17 protein-coding genes and 6 pseudogenes are annotated in these 19,579 nt (G+C 50.7%); 20 read left to right on the top strand and 3 right to left on the bottom strand.

The features are described from left to right. From ABEH27_RS25285 to ABEH27_RS25260, 6 genes and pseudogenes are all read left to right on the top strand, one after another. A partial coding sequence (locus ABEH27_RS25285; RefSeq protein WP_346616179.1) for an RHS repeat-associated core domain-containing protein occupies positions 1–1,384 on the top strand: 1,384 nt, incomplete at its 5' end. Positions 1,385–1,401: 17 nt separating this feature from the next. Further along, on the top strand, positions 1,402–1,737 hold the full coding sequence (locus ABEH27_RS25280; RefSeq protein ID WP_346616178.1) for a hypothetical protein: 336 nt from the start codon (positions 1,402–1,404) through the stop codon (positions 1,735–1,737). A gap of 149 nt (positions 1,738–1,886) precedes the next feature. Beyond that, positions 1,887–3,308 (top strand): annotated as a pseudogene (locus ABEH27_RS25275) (RHS repeat-associated core domain-containing protein); the annotation flags it as partial. Further along, the gene (locus ABEH27_RS25270) at positions 3,308–4,321 is read left to right on the top strand and encodes a hypothetical protein (RefSeq protein WP_346616177.1); all 1,014 of its coding nucleotides are present in this window, start codon (positions 3,308–3,310) and stop codon (positions 4,319–4,321) included. The pseudogene ABEH27_RS25275 and the gene ABEH27_RS25270, both read left to right, overlap by 1 nt. Positions 4,322–4,474: 153 nt before the next feature. Beyond that, positions 4,475–4,906 carry a hypothetical protein gene (locus tag ABEH27_RS25265; RefSeq protein ID WP_346616176.1) on the top strand — a complete coding sequence of 144 codons (432 nt, stop codon included), beginning with the start codon at positions 4,475–4,477 and terminating at the stop codon, positions 4,904–4,906. After that, positions 4,893–5,498: a DUF1963 domain-containing protein gene (locus tag ABEH27_RS25260; RefSeq protein ID WP_346616175.1), complete on the top strand. Its 606-nt coding sequence runs from the start codon at positions 4,893–4,895 to the stop codon at positions 5,496–5,498. Before ABEH27_RS25265 ends, ABEH27_RS25260 begins: the two co-directional genes overlap by 14 nt. 242 nt (positions 5,499–5,740) lie before the next feature. Here the strand turns inward: ABEH27_RS25260 and ABEH27_RS25255 are convergent. After that, positions 5,741–5,929 (bottom strand): annotated as a pseudogene (locus tag ABEH27_RS25255) (DDE-type integrase/transposase/recombinase); the annotation flags it as partial. 35 nt (positions 5,930–5,964) lie between these two features. Here ABEH27_RS25255 and ABEH27_RS25250 point away from each other — a divergent pair. From ABEH27_RS25250 to ABEH27_RS25190, 13 genes and pseudogenes are all read left to right on the top strand, one after another. Continuing rightward, the gene (locus tag ABEH27_RS25250) at positions 5,965–6,651 is read left to right on the top strand and encodes a hypothetical protein (protein ID WP_346616174.1); all 687 of its coding nucleotides are present in this window, start codon (positions 5,965–5,967) and stop codon (positions 6,649–6,651) included. Between the two features lie 50 nt (positions 6,652–6,701). After that, positions 6,702–8,686: pseudogene (locus tag ABEH27_RS25245) on the top strand (RHS repeat-associated core domain-containing protein); the annotation flags it as partial. Between the two features lie 42 nt (positions 8,687–8,728). Beyond that, entirely contained in the window at positions 8,729–9,073 is a 345-nt protein-coding gene (locus ABEH27_RS25240; protein ID WP_346616181.1) for a hypothetical protein, read from the top strand. Between the two features lie 3 nt (positions 9,074–9,076). Beyond that, a complete protein-coding gene (locus ABEH27_RS25235) occupies positions 9,077–9,688 on the top strand; it encodes a hypothetical protein (RefSeq protein WP_346616173.1) in 612 nt (203 codons plus the stop codon). Positions 9,689–9,844: 156 nt separating this feature from the next. After that, positions 9,845–10,909, top strand: a pseudogene (locus ABEH27_RS25230) (DUF6531 domain-containing protein); the annotation flags it as partial. Between the two features lie 242 nt (positions 10,910–11,151). Further along, a complete protein-coding gene (locus tag ABEH27_RS25225; protein ID WP_346616172.1) occupies positions 11,152–11,523 on the top strand; it encodes a hypothetical protein in 372 nt (123 codons plus the stop codon). A 98-nt stretch (positions 11,524–11,621) separates the two neighbouring features. Next, a complete protein-coding gene (locus ABEH27_RS25220; RefSeq protein ID WP_346616171.1) occupies positions 11,622–12,218 on the top strand; it encodes a hypothetical protein in 597 nt (198 codons plus the stop codon). Between the two features lie 446 nt (positions 12,219–12,664). Next, entirely contained in the window at positions 12,665–13,261 is a 597-nt protein-coding gene (locus tag ABEH27_RS25215; RefSeq protein ID WP_346616170.1) for an SMI1/KNR4 family protein, read from the top strand. Between the two features lie 499 nt (positions 13,262–13,760). Beyond that, positions 13,761–14,288 carry an SMI1/KNR4 family protein gene (locus ABEH27_RS25210; RefSeq protein WP_346616169.1) on the top strand — a complete coding sequence of 176 codons (528 nt, stop codon included), beginning with the start codon at positions 13,761–13,763 and terminating at the stop codon, positions 14,286–14,288. Between the two features lie 19 nt (positions 14,289–14,307). Then, entirely contained in the window at positions 14,308–15,141 is an 834-nt protein-coding gene (locus ABEH27_RS25205; RefSeq protein ID WP_346616168.1) for a hypothetical protein, read from the top strand. Between the two features lie 171 nt (positions 15,142–15,312). Next, a pseudogene (locus ABEH27_RS25200) lies at positions 15,313–15,843 on the top strand (type IV secretion protein Rhs); the annotation flags it as partial. Positions 15,844–16,252: 409 nt separating this feature from the next. Next, the gene (locus ABEH27_RS25195) at positions 16,253–16,726 is read left to right on the top strand and encodes an SMI1/KNR4 family protein (protein ID WP_346616167.1); all 474 of its coding nucleotides are present in this window, start codon (positions 16,253–16,255) and stop codon (positions 16,724–16,726) included. A 239-nt stretch (positions 16,727–16,965) separates the two neighbouring features. Beyond that, complete coding sequence (locus tag ABEH27_RS25190; RefSeq protein ID WP_346616166.1) at positions 16,966–17,430, top strand: hypothetical protein; 465 nt, start codon at positions 16,966–16,968, stop codon at positions 17,428–17,430. 139 nt (positions 17,431–17,569) lie between these two features. Here ABEH27_RS25190 and ABEH27_RS25185 read toward each other — a convergent pair whose 3' ends face one another. Continuing rightward, positions 17,570–17,839, bottom strand: coding sequence for a DUF3077 domain-containing protein (locus ABEH27_RS25185; protein ID WP_346616165.1), 270 nt, complete (start codon positions 17,837–17,839; stop codon positions 17,570–17,572). Between the two features lie 99 nt (positions 17,840–17,938). After that, positions 17,939–18,181: a hypothetical protein gene (locus ABEH27_RS25180; RefSeq protein WP_346616180.1), complete on the bottom strand. Its 243-nt coding sequence runs from the start codon at positions 18,179–18,181 to the stop codon at positions 17,939–17,941. A 467-nt stretch (positions 18,182–18,648) separates the two neighbouring features. Between ABEH27_RS25180 and ABEH27_RS25175 the strand changes: the two are divergent. Then, a pseudogene (locus ABEH27_RS25175) lies at positions 18,649–19,579 on the top strand (hypothetical protein); the annotation flags it as partial.

The following is a 19,579-nucleotide window of genomic DNA, read 5'->3' as shown; positions in this document are numbered from 1 at the left end:
GGCCTGGCAGTTTGCATCGACCCTGCCGGCAGAAAAGCTGTCGCAGGTGCACAACACCGGTATCAACACCTCGTTGCTGGTGGAGCATGCCTACAACCCGATTCACCGTCGCTACCAATACGATCCGTCGGGCGAATTGGTGCGCACGCTGGACAAGCTGCGCGGTGAGATCAAGTACGAATACGAAGCCAACGGCCAGTTGCATAGCCGCGATACCGGCTCCCTCGTAGGCAGCGAAGAGTTCCGCTACGACCCGGCAGCCAACCGGCTGGACTTCAATGCTCGGCAACTGGAGAAGGTCAAAGACAACCGCATCAAGCGTTGGCGGGATCAGGAATACCGCTATGACCCGTGGGGCAACCTGATCGAGAAGCGCTCGGGGCATAGCAAGCTACAGAGCTTTAGCTATGACTGCGAGAACCGGCTGGTGCGAGCGGAGACGCTGGTCAATGGTAAGTTGGAGAGCACTGGCGCGTATCGCTATGACAGTCTGGGTCGACGGGTTGCGAAACAGTCTGAAATCAACGGCACTGCTGAGCAGAAACATTTCCTCTGGCAAGGACTGAGGATGCTGCGCGAGGAGACGCCGGGGCAGAGCATTTTGTATTTCTACGAGCCGGGTAGCTATGCGCCGTTGGCACGGGTGGATCAGGCGGAAGGGGAAGGGCAGAAGGTCTACTACTTCCATACGGATCACATTGGGACGCCATTAGAGTTAAGTAACAGCGAAGGCGAGATCGTTTGGCAGGCGACGTATCGCTCTTGGGGTGCGGTAGATCAGCTAGTCGTTACAAACATTGATCAGAATTTGAGATTCCAAGGTCAGTATCTTGATGCTGAAACTGAGCTGCATTACAACATGTTCCGTTATTATGACTCAGGTGTTGGGCAGTTTGTGACCCAAGATCCTATTGGGTTGCAAGGAGGAGTTAATTTATACAGATATGCTATTAATGCTTTGTCTTGGATTGATCCTCTCGGCTTGGCAAATAGGCCGAACAACGGCAAATATAATATTTTTCACGATCACGCGCTGGATCCTAATTATCGCTACTCCAGCGATGCCGTTCAGTTTAATAGGGCAAATGCAGATCTGTTAAATAGAATGGAGATCGAGCCTGAGTTCAGGAAGGATATGCTGAATCGCTATCCTAAGCTTGAGGGGTGGGCTAACGCGGGAAGCAAGAGTGCCAGCCCGCCTGGTTTAACATGGCACCATCATGAAGATGTTAATAGGCTATCTCTGGTAGATCGTATGGATCATAAAGCTAATCATGGGCTATACCACCCGACTGGTAAGGGTGGTCGAGATATATGGGGTGGCGGCGCTCAAGGGCGAAAAGGGAAGCTTGACGGCGCAACGGGAAAAATTTGCTGCGGTTAATCTACTGGAGTTATTTCATGTTATTAAAGAATAAATTTTATGCGCTTTCAGAGATAATTGATCATGTGAAGTTTTTTGCAGAGCAAGATGATGAGTTTTGTATTTATGGTGAGGATCAAGATCGCCTCGATCTGAGTGCGCGCTATCTTGTCGCGGATTACCCAGACGTGAAGGATGATAAGGAGGTATTTCCAGAGTCTGTTAAAAAAGCAGGGCTGCACTATTTATATTCTGGGCAGCAATTTGTTGACGTTGTAACATTGCTGGTAGAGCAAAGTCCTGATGCATCTTACGGGGACTATGTTAAGGCGCTAAATTATTATCAGGATAACGATGAGTTTATTGATTTGTAATTTTCCCGTCTTGCTGTAAGCGAGCACTCACATATCATATGTAACGTATGCTGTGCGTGACACACTGATCTCGCACAGTCATACGTATCGAGCTAGCAAACGGATGCGCGAGGTGGGCGTGAGTGATGGTTGACGGCAGCAGCGGTAGTGATGACCTGTACCGCGAGGTGTATCGCACCCACGGCAAGCTGACCAGTTGCTTTGATTCCGATGCGATGGAACGCAAGGCATGGCAATTTGCGTACACGCTGCCGGCAGAAAAGCTGTCGCAGGTGCACAACCCCGGCATCAATACGTCGTTGCTGGTGGAGCATGCGTACGGCGTTACCAGTACAACCCGGCCGCGAAGCCAACGGCCACTTGCACAGCCGTGATACCGATTCCCTCGTAGACAGCGAAGAGTTTCGCTATGACGCTGCGGCCAACCGGCTGGACTTCAATGCGCGTCAGTTTGAGAAGGTTCAAGACAACCGCATCAAGCGTTAGCGGGACCAGGAGTATCGCTATGACCCGTGGGGCAACCTGATCGAGAAGCGCTCGGGGCATAGCAAGCTACAAAGCTTTAGTTATGACTGCGAGACCCGGCTGGTGCGGGCGGAGACGCTGGTCAATGGAAAGTTGGAAAGCACTGGCGCATACCGCTATGACAGTCTGGGTCGACGGGTTGCGAAACAGTCCGAGATCAACGGCACCACCGAGCAGAAGCGTTCCCTCTGGCAAGGGCTGAGGATGCTGCGTGAGGAGACGCCGGGGCAGAGCATTCTGTATCTCTACGAGCCGGGTAGCTATGCGCCGTTGGCGCGGGTCGATCAGGTGGAAGGAGAAGAGCAGAAGGTCTACTACTTCCATACGGACCAGATTGGTACGCCGTTCGAGCTGACCGACAGCGACGGAAAATAGTTTGGCAGGCGACGTATCGCTCTTGGGGAGCGGTTGAAACCCTGATCCTCAATGAGGTCGAGCAGAATCTGCGTTTTCAAGGGCAGTACTTCGATGACGAGGCAGGGCTGCATTATAATACGTTCCGCTTTTATGATCCTGAAATGGGTAGATTTATAGTGCAGGACCCATTGGGCCTGATGGGCGGGGATAATCTTTATCGTTACGGTCCGAACCCAATCCTGTGGATTGATCCTCTTGGCTGGTTGCCGTTAGCTAATCCGGTTAAAGTAGGTCATCACATGGTTCCACATTCGTTAGCTACCTCTTTGGGGATAACTCCGTTCAATTCATTTAATAATGTGCCCTCGATGTTCTGGCTGGAGCCAGGGCAATGGAATAGAATGGAGCGCAGTGGTATGCACGGTTACAATGGTTTGGGCGCGAGTACCAAACCGGCTGTGACGCTTGATGCTTTCAAGTCCGAAGGTCTAACAAATGAGAAGTGGCTGCAGTCGCTTGAGGCTCATTATAACAACCCGGAAATTTCTCACTTTAGAGGAGATTTAAGACTTGTCGAGAACGGAAGTCCTGGGCGTATCATTGCCGCGAATGTGTCTCCTGCTGAAGGTTGGGCGGCAACCAAAGCATGGGCGCGATCTAAAGGTGCAAGTTTGCCGGGGTGCAGTTGATGAAGAGCGCTAATGTTAGGTACGTGACGGTTAATGATTCAAGGTTAGTGGCTGGTGGTAAGTTAGAAATTGGTAGTGCGGTAGTGCACCTCAATGAGTTTGACTTTGGCGATTTTGGGTCTACCCAGCGAAAGATTATTGTTGGTTGGTTTGGTGAGCAAAGAACTAGATATTCTACCGCTGTCCGTGGGCGAGAGATCTCTTCCAAGGAAATTCTCATAGTTGACGAGCACGGCGGGCCAGTTGTGCTAGATCTCGGCTGCGAAAGATTATTGCTGGCCGAAGGAGGTCAAGCTCATACGTGTTATAAGCTAGTTGTTCAAGTTTCGCTTGAAATTCCATTAGAAGCCTTTGGTGACGTGCCGGCGCATATAGAGCCGCTACTCCAATACTCTGAAATATTACATGTCACGGTCTCACTTTTTGGCGAGGATGTAGCCGCGCATTTGGAATTAAGTTTCAAGCGCCCGGTGTACGATGGTTACGGGGAGTTGGGGTTTTTTCTCGCTGATCTGGATAAAATGAATGAATATATTGTTTCCAGGTTGGGTGCTGACGTTGTTAACCTTAAAGACGCGTTCTGTGAAACTGAAATTGCAAATGAGCTGTTTGCTGAAGGCCTATTAGTCTTGGTCTGGGGGATGACGCCGTGGCAGTACTATCTGTATGGCTTAAGCGAGCCTGGGGATGCCGCTTACATTCCAAGGCTTATAAATCCGCAGTTCGAAGGCAGCTATAGATTGCGTCGTGAAATTCAAAATCCGAGCGTCGTGCCAGGCGAGTTTTTGCTGAATTGGCCAGAATGCCTTAGCAAGAGCTTTCCAAAAATTAAAATAGGTGGGGAAGGGGAGTTGTTAAAGGTCCAAGTCAGTGTCATGGGTTTTTACGTTCCAAATGTCGGTGTTGGACCGCCACTATCGGTAATCACAGCTAGCAGGGAGGACAGTGAACCTATTATCGATCCCTTGCTGATGGTGGATATTGAGGCGGTAGAGCCTAAATTGTGTTTTTGATATTTTGTGATATTAGTTTTTTGCGGTTGGTGTAATTGCATGTAGTAAGTATTCTGCATGGCTTGTTTTGAGTGTTTGATTCGATGTGCATTTGTTTTTTTACGTTGGTGCATTGAGCTGTCGGATCTTTAAAATTGTTGGGGATGGAAGCGGATGCCAACGTTGTCTCATTCGCTTCCAAGTTACGAGAGCTACTTCTACCTAACCGACAACCAAGGCCGCGATGTCCCGTTCGGCACGCTGCAACCGGGCCAACGCATCTACAACCCGCACGAGCAGGTGTACCTGGTGTGCTCCGAGGGCGGCCACTACATCCTGCACACGCTGGACAACCTGTTCTTCTACCTCGGCGAGGTGCCGGACACCGACACCGAAGTCCCGCTGCAGCGCATCGAAAATCGCCTCGGCCACTTCCTGCACTTCACCCGCACCAAACAAGGCACGCTGACCGACATCAGCGCCACCGGCACTCGTGCGCAGCTTCAGCTACGCCGACGGCGTGATGGTGACCCTCAGCAACGCCATTGGCCAAGTTTTATCGCAGCCTTGGAAGCTGTGAGGGAGTATAGATATGAGTATTTATAAGATTGTTAAGTGTTCGAGTGCGAATTCGCCTTTTTACTTTGGTGGGGATAGTGCATATGTCTCAGTGTGGCCAAAAAATCCGGATGGTCAAGATCTACTGCTGCTCTTCACTATAAATTGTAAAGCTGCAAGGAAGCAGCTTGATAGATCGGATCTCCCAGATTCTGGTTTTATACACGTATTCTCTACTTACGATAAAGAAGATTATTTTCTGGATTTTTTAACTTTTGATGAAGTTGAGCAAAAAAAAGGTATCGCATCCTATACTTACGTAGTCCATGTAGGTCAGATTGGTGCAATCAGGTCGCCTGGATTGTCGATTCCTCTGCAATACGCAAAATTTGAACCTTCCACTGTTAAGGATGATGAGATTTCAGTCGCTTCCTTGGTCTCTAGTGGAGCCCCATGTGGGGCGGTGATTCCCAAGGTACTTGAGTCGAATTTTAGTTTTTTCTGCCAAATATATTCGTCTGACTTCCCCGCTCCATTTCAGGATGCATTATATATGAATGATGCTGTAGGTTATCTTCTTGTTAATAAGCAAATGGGTAATGATGTGGCAGATGGCTGCTTCTTCGTGCAGGTTGCATAGAGACTAGCTGCATCTCATTGTTTTGGTTTTATGGTTCTTTAAAAATTAACAGTTGTATTTCTGAGGTGGCAGGATTGCCGCTTGATAATTGTGGGGCACGCTGACTGACAGCAGCGCCACTGGCGGCATCCGCTTGTACCTGCACACGCTGCTGGTGACCCACCTACCCGGACGGCAGCACGTGGCAGGCGCGCTACGACGACGCCTGCGCCTACCACCAGCTGACCACCCTAGTGACCAAGATCTGAGTGAGTCATCACTTGCTGCTGTGGCTTGCGTCGCCACACGGCTGCGAGCAGGGCGTCGATGGCCAAGTTGGTGGTCATTCTGGGCTTCATTGACCAACCGATGACTTGGCGAAAGAACAGGCCCAGCACTACCGCCAGGTACAGCCAACCTTAATAGGTGCGAATATAAGTGATATCGGTCAGTACATCCATGGGCTGTTATGTTGAGGTGAAATGAAATGAATTGGTCTAACTCTTTGAAAGAACGTATTGTAAACGAGCTCAAAGATTATGAGGTTTATTTTTCAGCTGATGAGGTCCCTTCAGGGGCGGACTTTCCTGAGCAGTGGCGGGGCTTCGGATGTTCGAAGGTCGACAGTGGGAATATACCCGCGGAGTGGAAGAATTTTGCTGAGGTTTTGCCTTGGGTGAATTCATGGCTCGCTAAGTGCGTAATAGGCACTGTCTTGGCATTCAGCGACAAGCCATACCTCGCGTATGTATATAGCGATAATGGTGACCTGTGCTTTTACATGGGTGGAATCCCTTTAGGTGTTGAGGGAGAGAATAATGTCCAGGTTCAGTGGCTTCCTCAAAAGTTGAAGGCGTTCTATACAACTTTGCACGACGGTTTTGGGTTTTACATTGGCTACACCATGGGGCCATCCAGATTTGAAGACTTCGTCTCTATCAAAGATCTGTGTGATGAAGACTATCCAGCCCTTCCTGACATGGTGGGAGTTTTTTCTAGTGGCGCTGGTGATTATCTATCTTTGGCTAAACCTCCGGCCGAGGTCGAGGCTTTCATATGGTGGCATGAGGAACCGGACGTACCAACCCGAAATATCGACTTGTGGGATGTGATGGATTCTTGGATGTCCATTTTTTTAGAAAACTCCGATTCTAATGATTCTATTCTAGTTTAGCGGCGGGGCTTTTCATTCCATTTCTACTGATCGAGCCCTTGAGCATTAAAGACGGTCTGCCGCATACCGTCATTGATGCCAAATTCAAGCCCAAGTACCTGTGGTGGAACGCCTACGCTCAGGTTGATCGCTTCGAGGACTGCTCGGGCAAAAGCACCTACTACCGCTACGATGAGCGGCAGCACCTGATCGCCGTCACCGACGCGCTGAACCAGACCACCACGCTGGAGCGCAAACCCGACGGCGAAGTGCTGCGTATCCACCACCCGGATGGCACGGCAGAATCCTTTACCTACAACGCCCTTGGCCAAGTACTGACCCACACCGACGGCAAAGGCCAGACCACGCGTCTGCAGCGCACCTCGCGTGGCTTGCCCAGCAGCCGCTAGGATGCCAAAGGGCAGTGGATTCGTTACGAGTACGACAAAGCGATTCGCCTGACCGCGTTGGTCAACGAAAACAGCGCGGCGTACCGCTTTGCCTATGACGCTTCGGACCGCCTGAGTGAAGAAGTGCGGGTGGACAACCTGACCCCGCGCTTCAGCTATGACGCTGGCGGCAATCTGGTGCGCCTGGATGAAATCGGCTATGGCGAAAACGGCGAGCGCCCGGAGCGCAATACGCTGTTCGAGCGTGACGCGATTGGCCGCTTGCTGGCCAAGGTCAACCGTGATGCCCGCCAGGATTTCGAGTATGACGAGGTAGACCGGCTGCTGAGTATTCAGCGCACGGCGAGCAGTATGGGCAAACAACTCGGCATCACCGAAGAGAAGCTTGAATACGCCTATGACCTGCTGGGCCGACTAATCCAGGAAATCACCCCGCAGGGCGTGCTCGGCTACGAATACGACCCGCTCAGCAACCTGACCACGCTGACCCTGCCGGATTGCCGCAAGGTCAATCACCTGTACTACGGCAGCGGCCACCTGCACCAGCTGAACCTGGACGGCCAGGTTATCAGCGATATGGAGCGCGATGACCTGCACCGCGAGGTGTTCCGTACCCAGGGCAAGCTCACCAGTTGCTTTGGTTACGACGCGATGGGGCGCAAGGCGTGGCAGTTTGCGTCAACGCTACCCGCCGACAAGCTATCGCAAGTGCACAACCCCGGCATCAATACGTCGTTGTTGGTGGAACATGCCTACAACCCAATTCACCGCCGTTACCAGTACGACCCGGCCGGGGAGTTGGTGCGTACGCTGGACAAGCTACGCGGGGAGATCAAGTACGAATACGAAGCCAACGGCCAGTTGCACAGCCGTGATACCGGCTCGTTGGTGGGAAGCGAAGAGTTCCGCTATGACGCTGCAGCCAACCGCTTGGACTTCAATGCGCGACAGTTTGAGAAGGTCCAAGACAACCGCATCAAGCGTTGGCGGGACCAGGAGCATCGCTATGATCCGTGGGGTAACCTGATCGAGAAGCGCTCGGGGCACAGCAAGCTGCAGAGCTTTAGCTATGACTGCGAGAACCGGCTGGTTCGGGCGGAGACGCTGGTGAATGGCAAGCTGGAAAGCACCGGCGCGTATCGCTATGACAGCCTGGGTCGACGGGTTGCGAAACAGTCCGAGATCAACGGCACTGCCGAGCAGAAGCGTTTCCTCTGGCAAGGGCTGAGGATGCTGCGTGAGGAGATGCCGGGGCGGAGCATCCTCTATCTCTACGAGCCGGGCAGCTATGCGCCGTTGGCGCGGGTGGATCAGGCGGAAGGGGAAGGGCAGAAGGTCTACTACTTCCATACGGATCAGATTGGGACGCCGCTGGAGTTGAGTAGCAGCGAAGGCGAGATCGTCTGGCAGCCAACCTATCGGTCGTGGGGAGCGGTTGAGCAAATATCAGTAGATCAAGTTGAGCAAAATTTGCGTTTCCAGGGCAATATTTAGACGAAGAGACGGCCTTTCACTACAATATTTTTAGATACTACGATTCGGATCTGGGTAGATTTGTTACTCAAGATCCTATCGGGTTGGAAGGCGGCTACAACTTATACTTATACGCTCCCAGTGCCGTGATTTGGATTGATCCTTTGGGTCTATGCAAAAGCGCTGCTAGCGGCGATAAAGGTCGTACGAAAGCGATGCATGACCTAGAGCGGAATGGGTATAAAGTTGTCGCTGAGGAAGTGGCGATGAAGGTAAACGGAAGTAGAGTGAGAGCAGACTTCGTTGCTAGAGATGCTCAAGGTAATTTGCATGTATTCGAAGTTAAACATGGTTCGGGCGCATTAACCAAAAATCAGAAAGCATCGGGTGTGTTCGATATGAGCAATCCCGCGAATACAACTCAGCATCTAGGTGGTGGGGTTATTGAGCCGTCAAGTGGAACCACTGCAAAGATTGATACTAAGAGCGCGCGTGGTAAGCTGCTTGGGGGTAAAGGTGCTGTTCATGATGCAGTGTTCAATGTTCTTAAGTATAGGTAGTATATGAGTACTGATGATCGCGTTATTTTTGAGTTGGAATTGCTAGGAGTGCTTAAATTAGCAGCATCCAAATTTGACGGCGTTACGGCCTCAAAAAACAAATTAAAATTCAAGTACAACAAAAAAAATGTAGCCGAGCTTTTTTTTGAGCACCTGTCTCGGGCTGATTCTTACATTTTGGGTGGAATAGTGTATGGGGGTGCGATATTTGAATGTTCGTCTAAGTTTACTCCGCCGTATAAGAGTAATTTGTTCAATGAGTCCTGTTTTTCTTTTATTTCGTCGGGTGAGCAAGATAAAAAATTCAGTGGCAATCTAGGTGGGGCGATAAAAACGCCAGCCCCAAATGCAGTTGGCGAAGTGTGTGCGCACATTCAAGCGGTGTTGGAGGATTTTTACATTCCGAAAATTCAAGCTTGTATTTCTCCGACTGATCGGACGATTGCGGATGTTTTGTCATCACCCGATGATTACGCTTACCCTGCAGTTTTTATACATTGCGCCGCAAGCTTAAGTTGGGGTGAAAGATTGGTTGATTTAAGCGAGGCGTTGAAATCTAAAAAAATTGTAAAAAACAAGGATTATGATATTCCGCTTCTAACTAGCTTGATTTGAGGTTGCATAGAGCTACTCATTGGTAAAAATTGTCGTGAAAGCGGCATAAATGATCTTTAACATTCTAATTTAATAAAGTGAGGCGTTACGCGCCTCACTTAGCTAGGCATCATTGCGAATGTTTTCTTATTGAGTTAAGACCGGCATCAAATCTTCATGCCGTGCGCCCTCAAGTTAATTTCAGGCTTCGTCACTGGCGAAGTCGCCAGCCGTTATGTGGTCGAACCCGTCGCCCGCCAGGTGATCGGCGACCTGACCGGCAATCCGTTGGACATGACGACTGGCCGCAAATTGCTGGCCAACGAAACGGATTTCGTTCTGCCCGGGATGATGCCAATCGAGTGGTCACGCTTCTACGCCAGCGACCTGGCTATCGACAGCGTGCTGGGCCAAGGCTGGGTGCTGCCTTGGGAGCAAAGCCTGCGCCGCAGCGGCGGCTTCGTGTATCACACCGACAACCAAGGGCGCAGCGTTCCGTTCATTGACCTTGAGCCGGGCGAAAGCATCTACAACCCGAACGAGAAAATCCATCTGGTCCGCACGGTAGGTGGCCACTACCTGCTGCAGACTCTGGACAATGTGTTCTTCTACTTCGGTGAAGTACCGGACGACAACAGCGCCGTACCGCTGTACCGCCTGGAAAACGCATTGGGTCACTACCTGCAGTTCACCCGCGATGCCGGTCAGCGCCTGACCGACATCAGCGCGCCCGGCGGTGTGCGGGTGCACCTGCATTACGAGCACCCGCTCGGTCGCCTGACCGAAGTCAAACGCATCGTCGACCAGCAAGCCGTGGAAACCCTGGTGCGCTACCGTTACGACGACAACGGCCAGCTGAACGAAGTCATCAACCGCAACGGCGACTCGGCGCGGCGCTTCGACTACGGCGAAGGCCTGATGGTCCGCCACAGCAACGCCCTTGGTCTGATCTGCGAGTACCGCTGGCAAACCCAAGGCGACAAGCCCAGGGTGGTGGAGCACTGGACCAGCGACGGCGAGCATTACCATTTCCGCTATGACTTCGCCCAGCGCACCAGCTGGGCCACCGATGTACTGGGCCGCGAGCTGGAGATCCACTACAACGAAGACCACCGCGTCGTCGCCAGCCGCGACTTTGGCGGCGAGCGCTACGGCATGGATTTCGATGCGTTCGGCAACATCGTGGGCTTCACCTTGCCGGACGGTAATCGCCTGGCGCTCAAGTACGACGACTTTGGCCGCCTGGGCAGAGCACGACCATTGGGTTCTACATGAGGTGGAACGAGAGCCAATTGGTCCACGACGGGGAGACTTCAGGGGACTGATGATCAGCTTTTTTCTACGTATCGAAAGGCATATGAAGATTTGGATCACATCAAGGTGGATGTGGTTTCTCCAAATGGACCTCATGTATTTGGGGGAAGTGTTACCCCGCGCGCAGCGGTTCATTTAATTGAATACTGGCTTAAAGAGGGTGGCTTCAGATGAGTGATTCTTTGGATTCTATAAAGCAGATTGTTTCGGGAGATGGTTTTTTTGAGGCTATTTTGAATGGTGTTAGTGACTGGAATAACGCTCTAGATGAGCGTGATGAGCTTGAGTTTGATGAGGCGTGGGTCAGCGCTTTTGAAGAGCTTAAGGATCTTGATTACCCTGCCTGCGGGGGCGAGGTAATTGTAAGTGAGTTAAGAGAGTTGGTCTTCAAAAAGGTTTTTTTTCTTGTGAGTAACTCTGAGGTTGCAGGTTGTATCTCGGACGATTTTGGACTTATTGCAGAATCGGCGTCTAAGTCCCACAACGTGGATTTTATCAGTAAACTTCTGACTAGTTATGTTTCCGGGTGCTTTCCAAGGTGAGCAGATCTATGTATAAGTATGGGTAGTAGCAGGGGCGGTTAATCGATCGACTCAAATGTGCAGAAAAACGGTCATGCGCATAAATAGTGGAGAATGAAATGAGTGACATTGAATTTGCGCTTAAATCATTGCGTTCGGTGCATGGTAAATATCAAATCGCTGGTCAGTTCACAGCGTCAAACGATTCAATAACACGCTGGCCGACAAACTTGCCGCGCTCCGCTGAAGTTGATTTGCTGTTCAGGGAGCACGACCCGGTTGGTGTGAAATTTGAAACAGGGCTTACACCTCTCAAACTATTTGATGTTGCGTCATTGAAGAAGGGGCAGTTAGGTTATCGATGGATCAGTACAGCAGATGGACAAATTCAGAGCGAGGAATGGCCCGATCAACACTTGGTTATTATGGATGATAATGGTGGGGGCAAGCCTATCATAGCTGTGACTGATGTCGGAAATACGCCAGTGTATGCGAGTGACGATGTGGTACCACCATTTCAGATTGCTGCATCGTTAGCTGATTTTATATTGGCGCTTTCAAGGATGATAGACATCGTTTACGGGGAATTCAATATATTTGATCTTTCGGACGATGATGGTATTGCCGACGTGTTCCTGTCTAAATTACAAAATGAGATCAGGCCAATTCTGGGTGGTGAAAATACGAGTCGATTCGTAGAGTATTTTTACGGTTGAGTAAGTAGTGCGATTGATATGGTCTAATAGTTGTTCTACGGCATCGTGTTAATGGCTTGTCAATAATTAAGTGGCTGATAAAGTGATCCGCCATTCGTCCAGTCCTTTAAAGAGCAACAATACATTAACCTCCTGAGTGAAGAAGTGGAGGTGGACAGCCTGACCCGGCAGTTCAGCTACGCCGCTGGCGGCAATCTGGTTCGCCTGGAGGGTTTGACATGCGATGTATCGTTCGTGGGGGGCGGATGAGAGTCTGGCTGTCAATGAGGTCGAGCAAAATTTACGCTTATTGGATACGTCCGTGGGGTTCGACTTGTAACAAGCCAGGCGGGTAAAAGGCCGGGCATGTTGATGCGCACGGCAACATCGCACCTCAAGTGAACAGGGCTGTTGGAAACACAAATAAAATCATATGAATACTAAGAAGCTTTGGGAGCATTTAAGTAATGATGGTTTTTTCTGAGAGTCATGATGGTGCCTCTGACGCACGTGTTGAAGCGTTATGTAAGCGCCTTGGCATTTCCTGCGCGTCTTGGATCGTCGATTTCTGGAAGAAAAGCGATGGGGCCCTCCTGAATGATCAGGTTTTGATTTACTCGGTAAGTGACGTTGAGGAACGTAATCGTACATTTGAAATTGACAGGGATTTTAATGGCATGATTACCGTTGGGGATGACTCTGGCGGTCGAGTACTATTGATAAACAAAAACGGATCGGGCAAAATTTTTCTCGTAGATTCGGGAAGTGTGTCGCTAGAAGGTTCCCATCAGTTTGTAACTATCGATAAACTCTTGGATTACATAGAACATGTAGAAGAGGGCGGTAGCTCGGGTGGCGGGATAGGAGACATTATAACCATAGGCGTCTGCAGGCCCACTCTTGATGAAGTGGTTGGCATAAAGAAAATGTTGGGAATCGACCTGTCCGTCCTGCACTTAAAGTCGATATTAAGTGAGCCTGGGAAGGTAGTCGTGAGGTCTGTGCACGTGCAAAAATATAAAGATGTTTTGATGAGGTTTTCGGATCTTATTGAGTTTAGGTGAGGTCCGCTAAATTAGTTAGTTATGAGTTCCTGTTATGTCGCATGTGAATGGCATTTTGCGTGGCTTATGCTCTTCAATGACTAAGTGTGTGTAATAGTGATTCATGGTGTGTCTAGCGCTGCCGGTTAGTGTGACCTGTAGAGTCGAACACTGGAGCAGCGACGGCGAGTATTACCATTAATCGCTATGACGTCGCCCAGTCCACCAGCTGGGCCAGCGGCATGACCGGATGCAAGTTATATCAACTAAGGTAGCATGAAAACCCTTGCATACAGCCTCCAGAGTTCATTAACCAGCAGCGACCGGCTATTCCACCTGTTATGAGTGCAGTTGAGGGGCGGATTCGTAAGGCTTTGGAGCAGGGTCAGGTTGTGGATGTTAATATAGCACCTATTTACCACGGCCCCTCTAGGATTCCAACCGGGATCACTATCAAGGCGGAGGAGTCGGGGGGACTTTTTGAGCATGTTACAGTACTTAACCCTCCTGGAATGTGTTTATGTCAATAAATAATCTTCTTGCAGTATTGCCGCCTCCTACCACACCTAATGAAGTGGGTGCAGGGAAACAGTGGCCAATGATTGAAGGGATGTTTTTCCCGTCGGACTATGTTGAGTTCATAAATGTATATGGGTCAGGGAGGATAGCGGATTTCTTGGTTGTATTTAATCCTTTTAGTCAAAATGTAGATATTAATTTTTTTGATCAGCTTAGGTTTGTTGTAGGTGATTTTAATGATTTGGTAGTGTCAGACAGTGATTACTGCAACTGCCCTCTTTATCCTGTAGAGAACGGGTTGATTCCGGTAGGCGTTACGGATAATGGGGATTACATTTTTTGGGTTGTGACCTCGAAGCAAAATAGCGACGAGTGGCAAGTGGCGATCATAGCCTCCAGGTCGCCAGAAGTTGAATATTTCAAAGATAATTTGACTTCCGTGCTTGAGGGATTGCTCATAGGACGATTAAGGTCGAGCTCACTACCCAGTAGTTTTGCTTCCGCCGGCATACGTTTCGATATCATTTAGCCGGTTGGTCATACGGCGAGTGCGGGACGATACTCTGACCCGGCGCTTCGGTGCGACCTTTGGCGAAAAATGGTGGCAAAGGGCATGGGATCTAGGCAGTGCGTTGGTCCCAATGATGAATTATGAGGTTGGTATGATTTCTAAAGATGACTTGTTACAATCCTTTGCTAGTGTGGATGAGTTTTTAGGGTGCTATTTTTTTTCCCATAAACTTCCAGAAGTGACATATGCGTACTGCCTTGATAGTGGGTTAAAAAAAGATCTGCTCATCATCTCCGAGGGAGCGAGTGATAGGGCGTTTGCTGTAAGCGTTGTCAAGCAGGCACCAGGTGACTTGACGCAGGATGCACCGCAAGTGTTCGAAATACTCCCGAATAAGTATGGGTTTACGCATGCGTTAGTAGTGCCAAATACATATCATGGAAGTTTAAAGGGGCGCCTCGAAAACAAGCGTGAAAATTTGTTTCTCTGTATTCCAATGCATCGATGTGAGTTCGCAGGGGATGAATCTGAGAGTGAATTTAAAAATATGATTCAACGATTAATTCCTGTATTTCGCTGGGATAGAGGGGTTTGTCCAAAAATCCGAGTGTACTTTGACAATCCTGGCACAGAAGCCGGGACAGGTGAGTCTGGGGTGCTGATGAAGTATTCGACGCTCTTGGCTGAGGTTGAAAACCTAAGTGGAGTGCTTGGCGGGTTTATTGAAGTTACAAACTATAGAGGTGGCGTGGTTGAGATTCTCTCTCCAAAAGCTGGTACCTTTACGCTGATACGTAATCGAAAAGATGAGGAAACTCTAGATCACGCTCAATTGGTCGAGGCTTTAAACGGTTTCGTCTTTACGGAATGAGCAAGGTGTGTCAGCTAAGATTTGAGGATTAGATGGTGCTCATTAAAACTCTGAGTTTTAGATGGAGTTTCCATATTCAGGCGGCTATTTTCGCCTTGTAGACGAGTAGACGCTATTAGCTTGTTGTAGGCTTACTAAGCAGCGCAAAGTTTCCAGCCCCTGCTGCCCGGCATTTTGTGTCGCAACCGCAACGACGATTCAGTACGGCATTTCGCCTACGGCGAAGGCCTGATGGTCCGCCACAGCAACGCCCTTGGTCTGATCTGCGGGTACCGCTGGCAAACCCAGCACGACAAGCCCCGGGTGGTGGAGCATTGGACCAGCGACGGCGAGCATTATCATTTCCGCTACGACTTCGCCCAGCGCACCAGCTGGGCCACCGATGTACTGGGCCGCGAGCTGGAGATCCACTACAACGAAGACCACCGCGTCGTCGCCAGTCGCGACTTTGGCGGCGAGCGCTACGGCATGGATTTCGATGCGTTCGGCAATATCGTTGGCTTCACCTTGCCGGACGGTAATCGCCTGGCGCTCAAGTACGACGACTTTGGCCGCCTGGTCGAAGAAACCGACCCCCTGGGCCGCACGATCCGCTACAAGCACCACCTCGCCACCCCGCTGGTAACCGAAACCCAGTTCCCCGATGGCAGCGTCTGGAAGTCCCGCTACGACGGCAAGGGCAACCTGATTGCCGAAATCGAGGGCACGTGGTCCAAGATTATTGATCTGTATTTTTCAGGGAGGTGGCCCGTGCGGTACACAAAGGATAAGATCATTGTCATCTAAATATTGCGTGGAATTAGGCACTGCGTGAAAACTTTTGGTACTCGGTGATGCTGCGTTGATAATGGCCTTAGAATGCTCATTTACAACCCGTGAAATTCGATTACTCGGCTGTATTCGCCTTGCCTGGCCGGCGCCTCAATACTGTTCACCCTTATCATCCACAATGTGTAAACTGATTGATGGTTGTTATGAGTTACGATAACAGGGGCGTGCAGAGTAAAATGTACCGCAATCAGGTTGCTCCGCCAAGAATGAACAGGGGCTTCAATACTTGGAAAAATCATGCAGCTTGATTCGCCCTTCAAGTCTTTCAGAGAGGTGTACGATGAACTATATGGATCAAATAGAAGTAGACCTTAGCAAGAGCGGAGAAGATCCAGCTTTTGCTGGAGGCGCATCTGATGATGTGATCAGAAATGTCGAGAAAGATTTAGGTGTTAAATTTCCGCCTTCTTACATTCTGTTTTTAAAAAAGTATGGAGCACTATCTTTCGCTGGTGACACCTACTATGGCATTACTAAAACCGGTATAGGAGCTACAGCGGTCCCAAGCGTGGTTTTTGCGACAAAAAGCGCTCGTGCAGACGGTGATGCTGATGATTCGATGATTGTAATTAAAGCATCAGAGTATGGGCCGATTTACTCAATAGATACCTCAATTATTGGTAGCACTGGAGAGCCGGTCGTGATAGAAACGGAACTTTCTTTCAAGCGCACAGGTGATAAGAATGTGATCCATCAAGACTTCAGGGAGTTTCTTAGCCATATGGTCAGAAACGCTATTCAAGAGCTAGATTGATAACCAAGTGAGTTTTTATATCGACCAGTTGAAAATATAACAAAGCGTAAGGGGCGGTTGCTATGGCTGTGAATGATAAAAAATATTATGTGATGCGCTACAGTTCGGTTGGGGAAGGGTGCCCTGAAAGCTTGATAGGTTTTTTTAACTGCGAAACATTCGAATGGGATCCTTTCGAGCTTGATCCATAACGGCTGGGCATCAAACATCAATACTGCCTTAAGCTGTCGAGTTTAGATATGCGTATTGATGAGTTGGATTTTGATTTTTATCAATTGGGCGGCGAATATGTATCCCGGAAGTTCTTAAGCGTTTGTGATGATTTGGGGGTAAGCTATAAAGCTATTCCTCTCGATCTCTCATGGCGCGGAAAGGTTAGGAAAGGAGAATTTTTTATATTTTTGCCTGGCGAAAGCATTGCTGCGCTTGATAAGGAGCGCTCTGTTTATGAGCTTTCCAGAGATCTAGAGAGTGGGCGTGTTCTCGAAAGCTCGCTGTATCCAGGCTCGGCGCCTATTGACAATATTGATCTATTTGTGGTGTCCGCCGAGGTGGAAGGTGATCTATTTCGATGCCAAGAGACTTTGGAGTTGTTTTGTAGTGAGCGATTTATATCATATGCAGGTGGTTTGAAAGGTCTTTCGTTTCTTGAAGTTGATGAGAATTACAAATACGATCCCTGGTCCGAACTCAATGAACTCTAACTCTTGCTTAGCCGACTCATCAAAAAAAACAGCGGCGCTTACAGGCATGCAGCGCAGCTATCGGCAGTTGCAAATGGTCCCGGCTCGATAGTTGGAGCTGACCCACCGTTGCGCTACGGGTGGCCAGCCCCTTTGACGCCTAGCGCTGCATCCCCAACTCAGCATCATCCAGCAGTGCCTTCGCCAGCGCACTCAAGTAGTAGGAAGCCCATAAAAACTGCGGCTTTTCGTCCATCAGGCCGGTAATGGTCAATTCACGCACACATCCCATCAGCTCTGACGCTTGCTCGCGCGCATTCTGGCAAGGGATGCCTGGGGCGATGCAGAACAGCGGTTGTGTTCGGTCTTCCGCTTGGTAGAACGTAGTTTTTCCGGGTGTGGTTTTTTCGACTGTGCCTTCTTTTGGCATTGCCTATCTCCTTGAAAATGCGGTTGCTTGGGCGGGCCTATCGCCGGCAAGCCGGCTCCCACAGGTTGGTGACTGCCGGCCAGGCAGAATAAGAACCGACTAGTGCCGCACGATTGAGTCAGGTGGCATTTGCACCTGCACCAGTGCCAACTCAAGCAATTTGCGCAAGGCTTCGAGCTCGTGCATCGAGGACATGATCAACAAGGAGGAGGGCGACCTGGGTTGCATCAGCAACGCCTGCTGTGCAACGGCTTCGGCGCAGAGCGCGTAGTCTGCGGCGATCATCAGCGTGTCTTCCAGGGCTTGAAGGTTGTGAGGTGGATCGGGGACTATCTTCAGCATCATTTGGTCCTCAGTTGAGCGACCGGCGCTTGCTGTCAAACAAGTGGAGGCAGCTGTGCATGGGTTGACAGACCGGTGAAGACCAAACCGGCGCACACAGGGTGCCCCACACACAGCCGCCATTGGCAAAGCCGCGTGTTTGGTCGTCATCAGCCTGTCAAAGCTAGTCGTTGATATGCAACGACCGGGCGAGACTAAAATGCTGATAAAGCGACCGCAATGAAAAACAGGCGCGGGCAGTATCTTTGGGAAACGGACTACAAGGAAGCGGATGAATCCGATTTTTCAGGCCGTTTCCTGTAGGAAAAATCCCACCCTGCACCAATGATGTTCCACCCCACGGAACCACATTCGTTTGTACTCCCACCCCAGTCGCTCTTATCTGTCCCCAAGCACGACCTGCCTTCCCCGTCGTGATCTCGAAGCGAACAACAAGAACGGGACGCACCCGCGCGAGGAGATTCCCCATGCAGCAACACCAGCACATCCTGGCCTGGCTCAACGACGTGGCCAGCGACCTGCACGCCATCCGCCACGATATCCATGCTCACCCCGAACTGGGTTTTGAAGAAAGCCGCACTGCGGTCCTGGTCGCCCAGTTGCTCAAGGACTGGGGCTACGAAGTGCACACCGGCATCGGCAAGACCGGCGTTGTCGGCGTGCTGCGCAACGGCAGCAGCCCGCGCAAACTCGGCTTGCGGGCGGACATGGACGCGCTGCCGATCCATGAGGCCACCGGCGCTGCCTATAGCAGCCGCCACCAGGGTTGCATGTACGCCTGCGGCCTGCCGAGCAGCCGCCAGGATGCCAAAGGTCAGCAAGTTCGCTATGAGTACGACAAGGCCGTGCGCCTGACCGCGCTGGTCAACGAAAACAGCATGCCCTACCGCTTTGCCTACGATGCCTCGGACCCGCTGATTGAAGAAGTGCGGGTGGACAACCTGACCCGGCGCTTCACCTACAACGACGGTGGCCACCTGACCCGACTGGACGAAATCGGCTACGGCGAGAACGGTGAACAGCCCCAGCGCGAAACGCTGTTCGAACGCGATCCGATTGGCCGGCTGAGGGCCAAGCTCAACCGCGATGCGCGACAAGACTATGCGTATGACGATGTCGACCGGTTGCTGAGCATTCAGGGGCAACCCAGCGGCATCGGCAAACAACTCGGCATCATCGAAGAAAAGCTGGAGTACGCCTACGACCTGCTGGGCCGACTGACCCAGGAAACCACCCCACAAGGCGTGCTCGGCTACGAATACGACCCGCTGAGCAACCTGACCACACTGACCCTGCCGGACGGGCGCAAGGTCAACCACCTGTACTACGGCAGCGGCCACCTGCACCAGCTGAACCTGGACGGCCAGGTGATCAGCGACATGGAGCGCGATGACCTGC

The sequence above is a fragment of the Pseudomonas sp. P39-UII1 genome (assembly GCF_039672635.1).
In the GTDB taxonomy this organism is placed as follows: Bacteria; Pseudomonadota; Gammaproteobacteria; order Pseudomonadales; family Pseudomonadaceae; genus Aquipseudomonas.
This window is presented reverse-complemented; position numbering and strand designations above follow the sequence as displayed.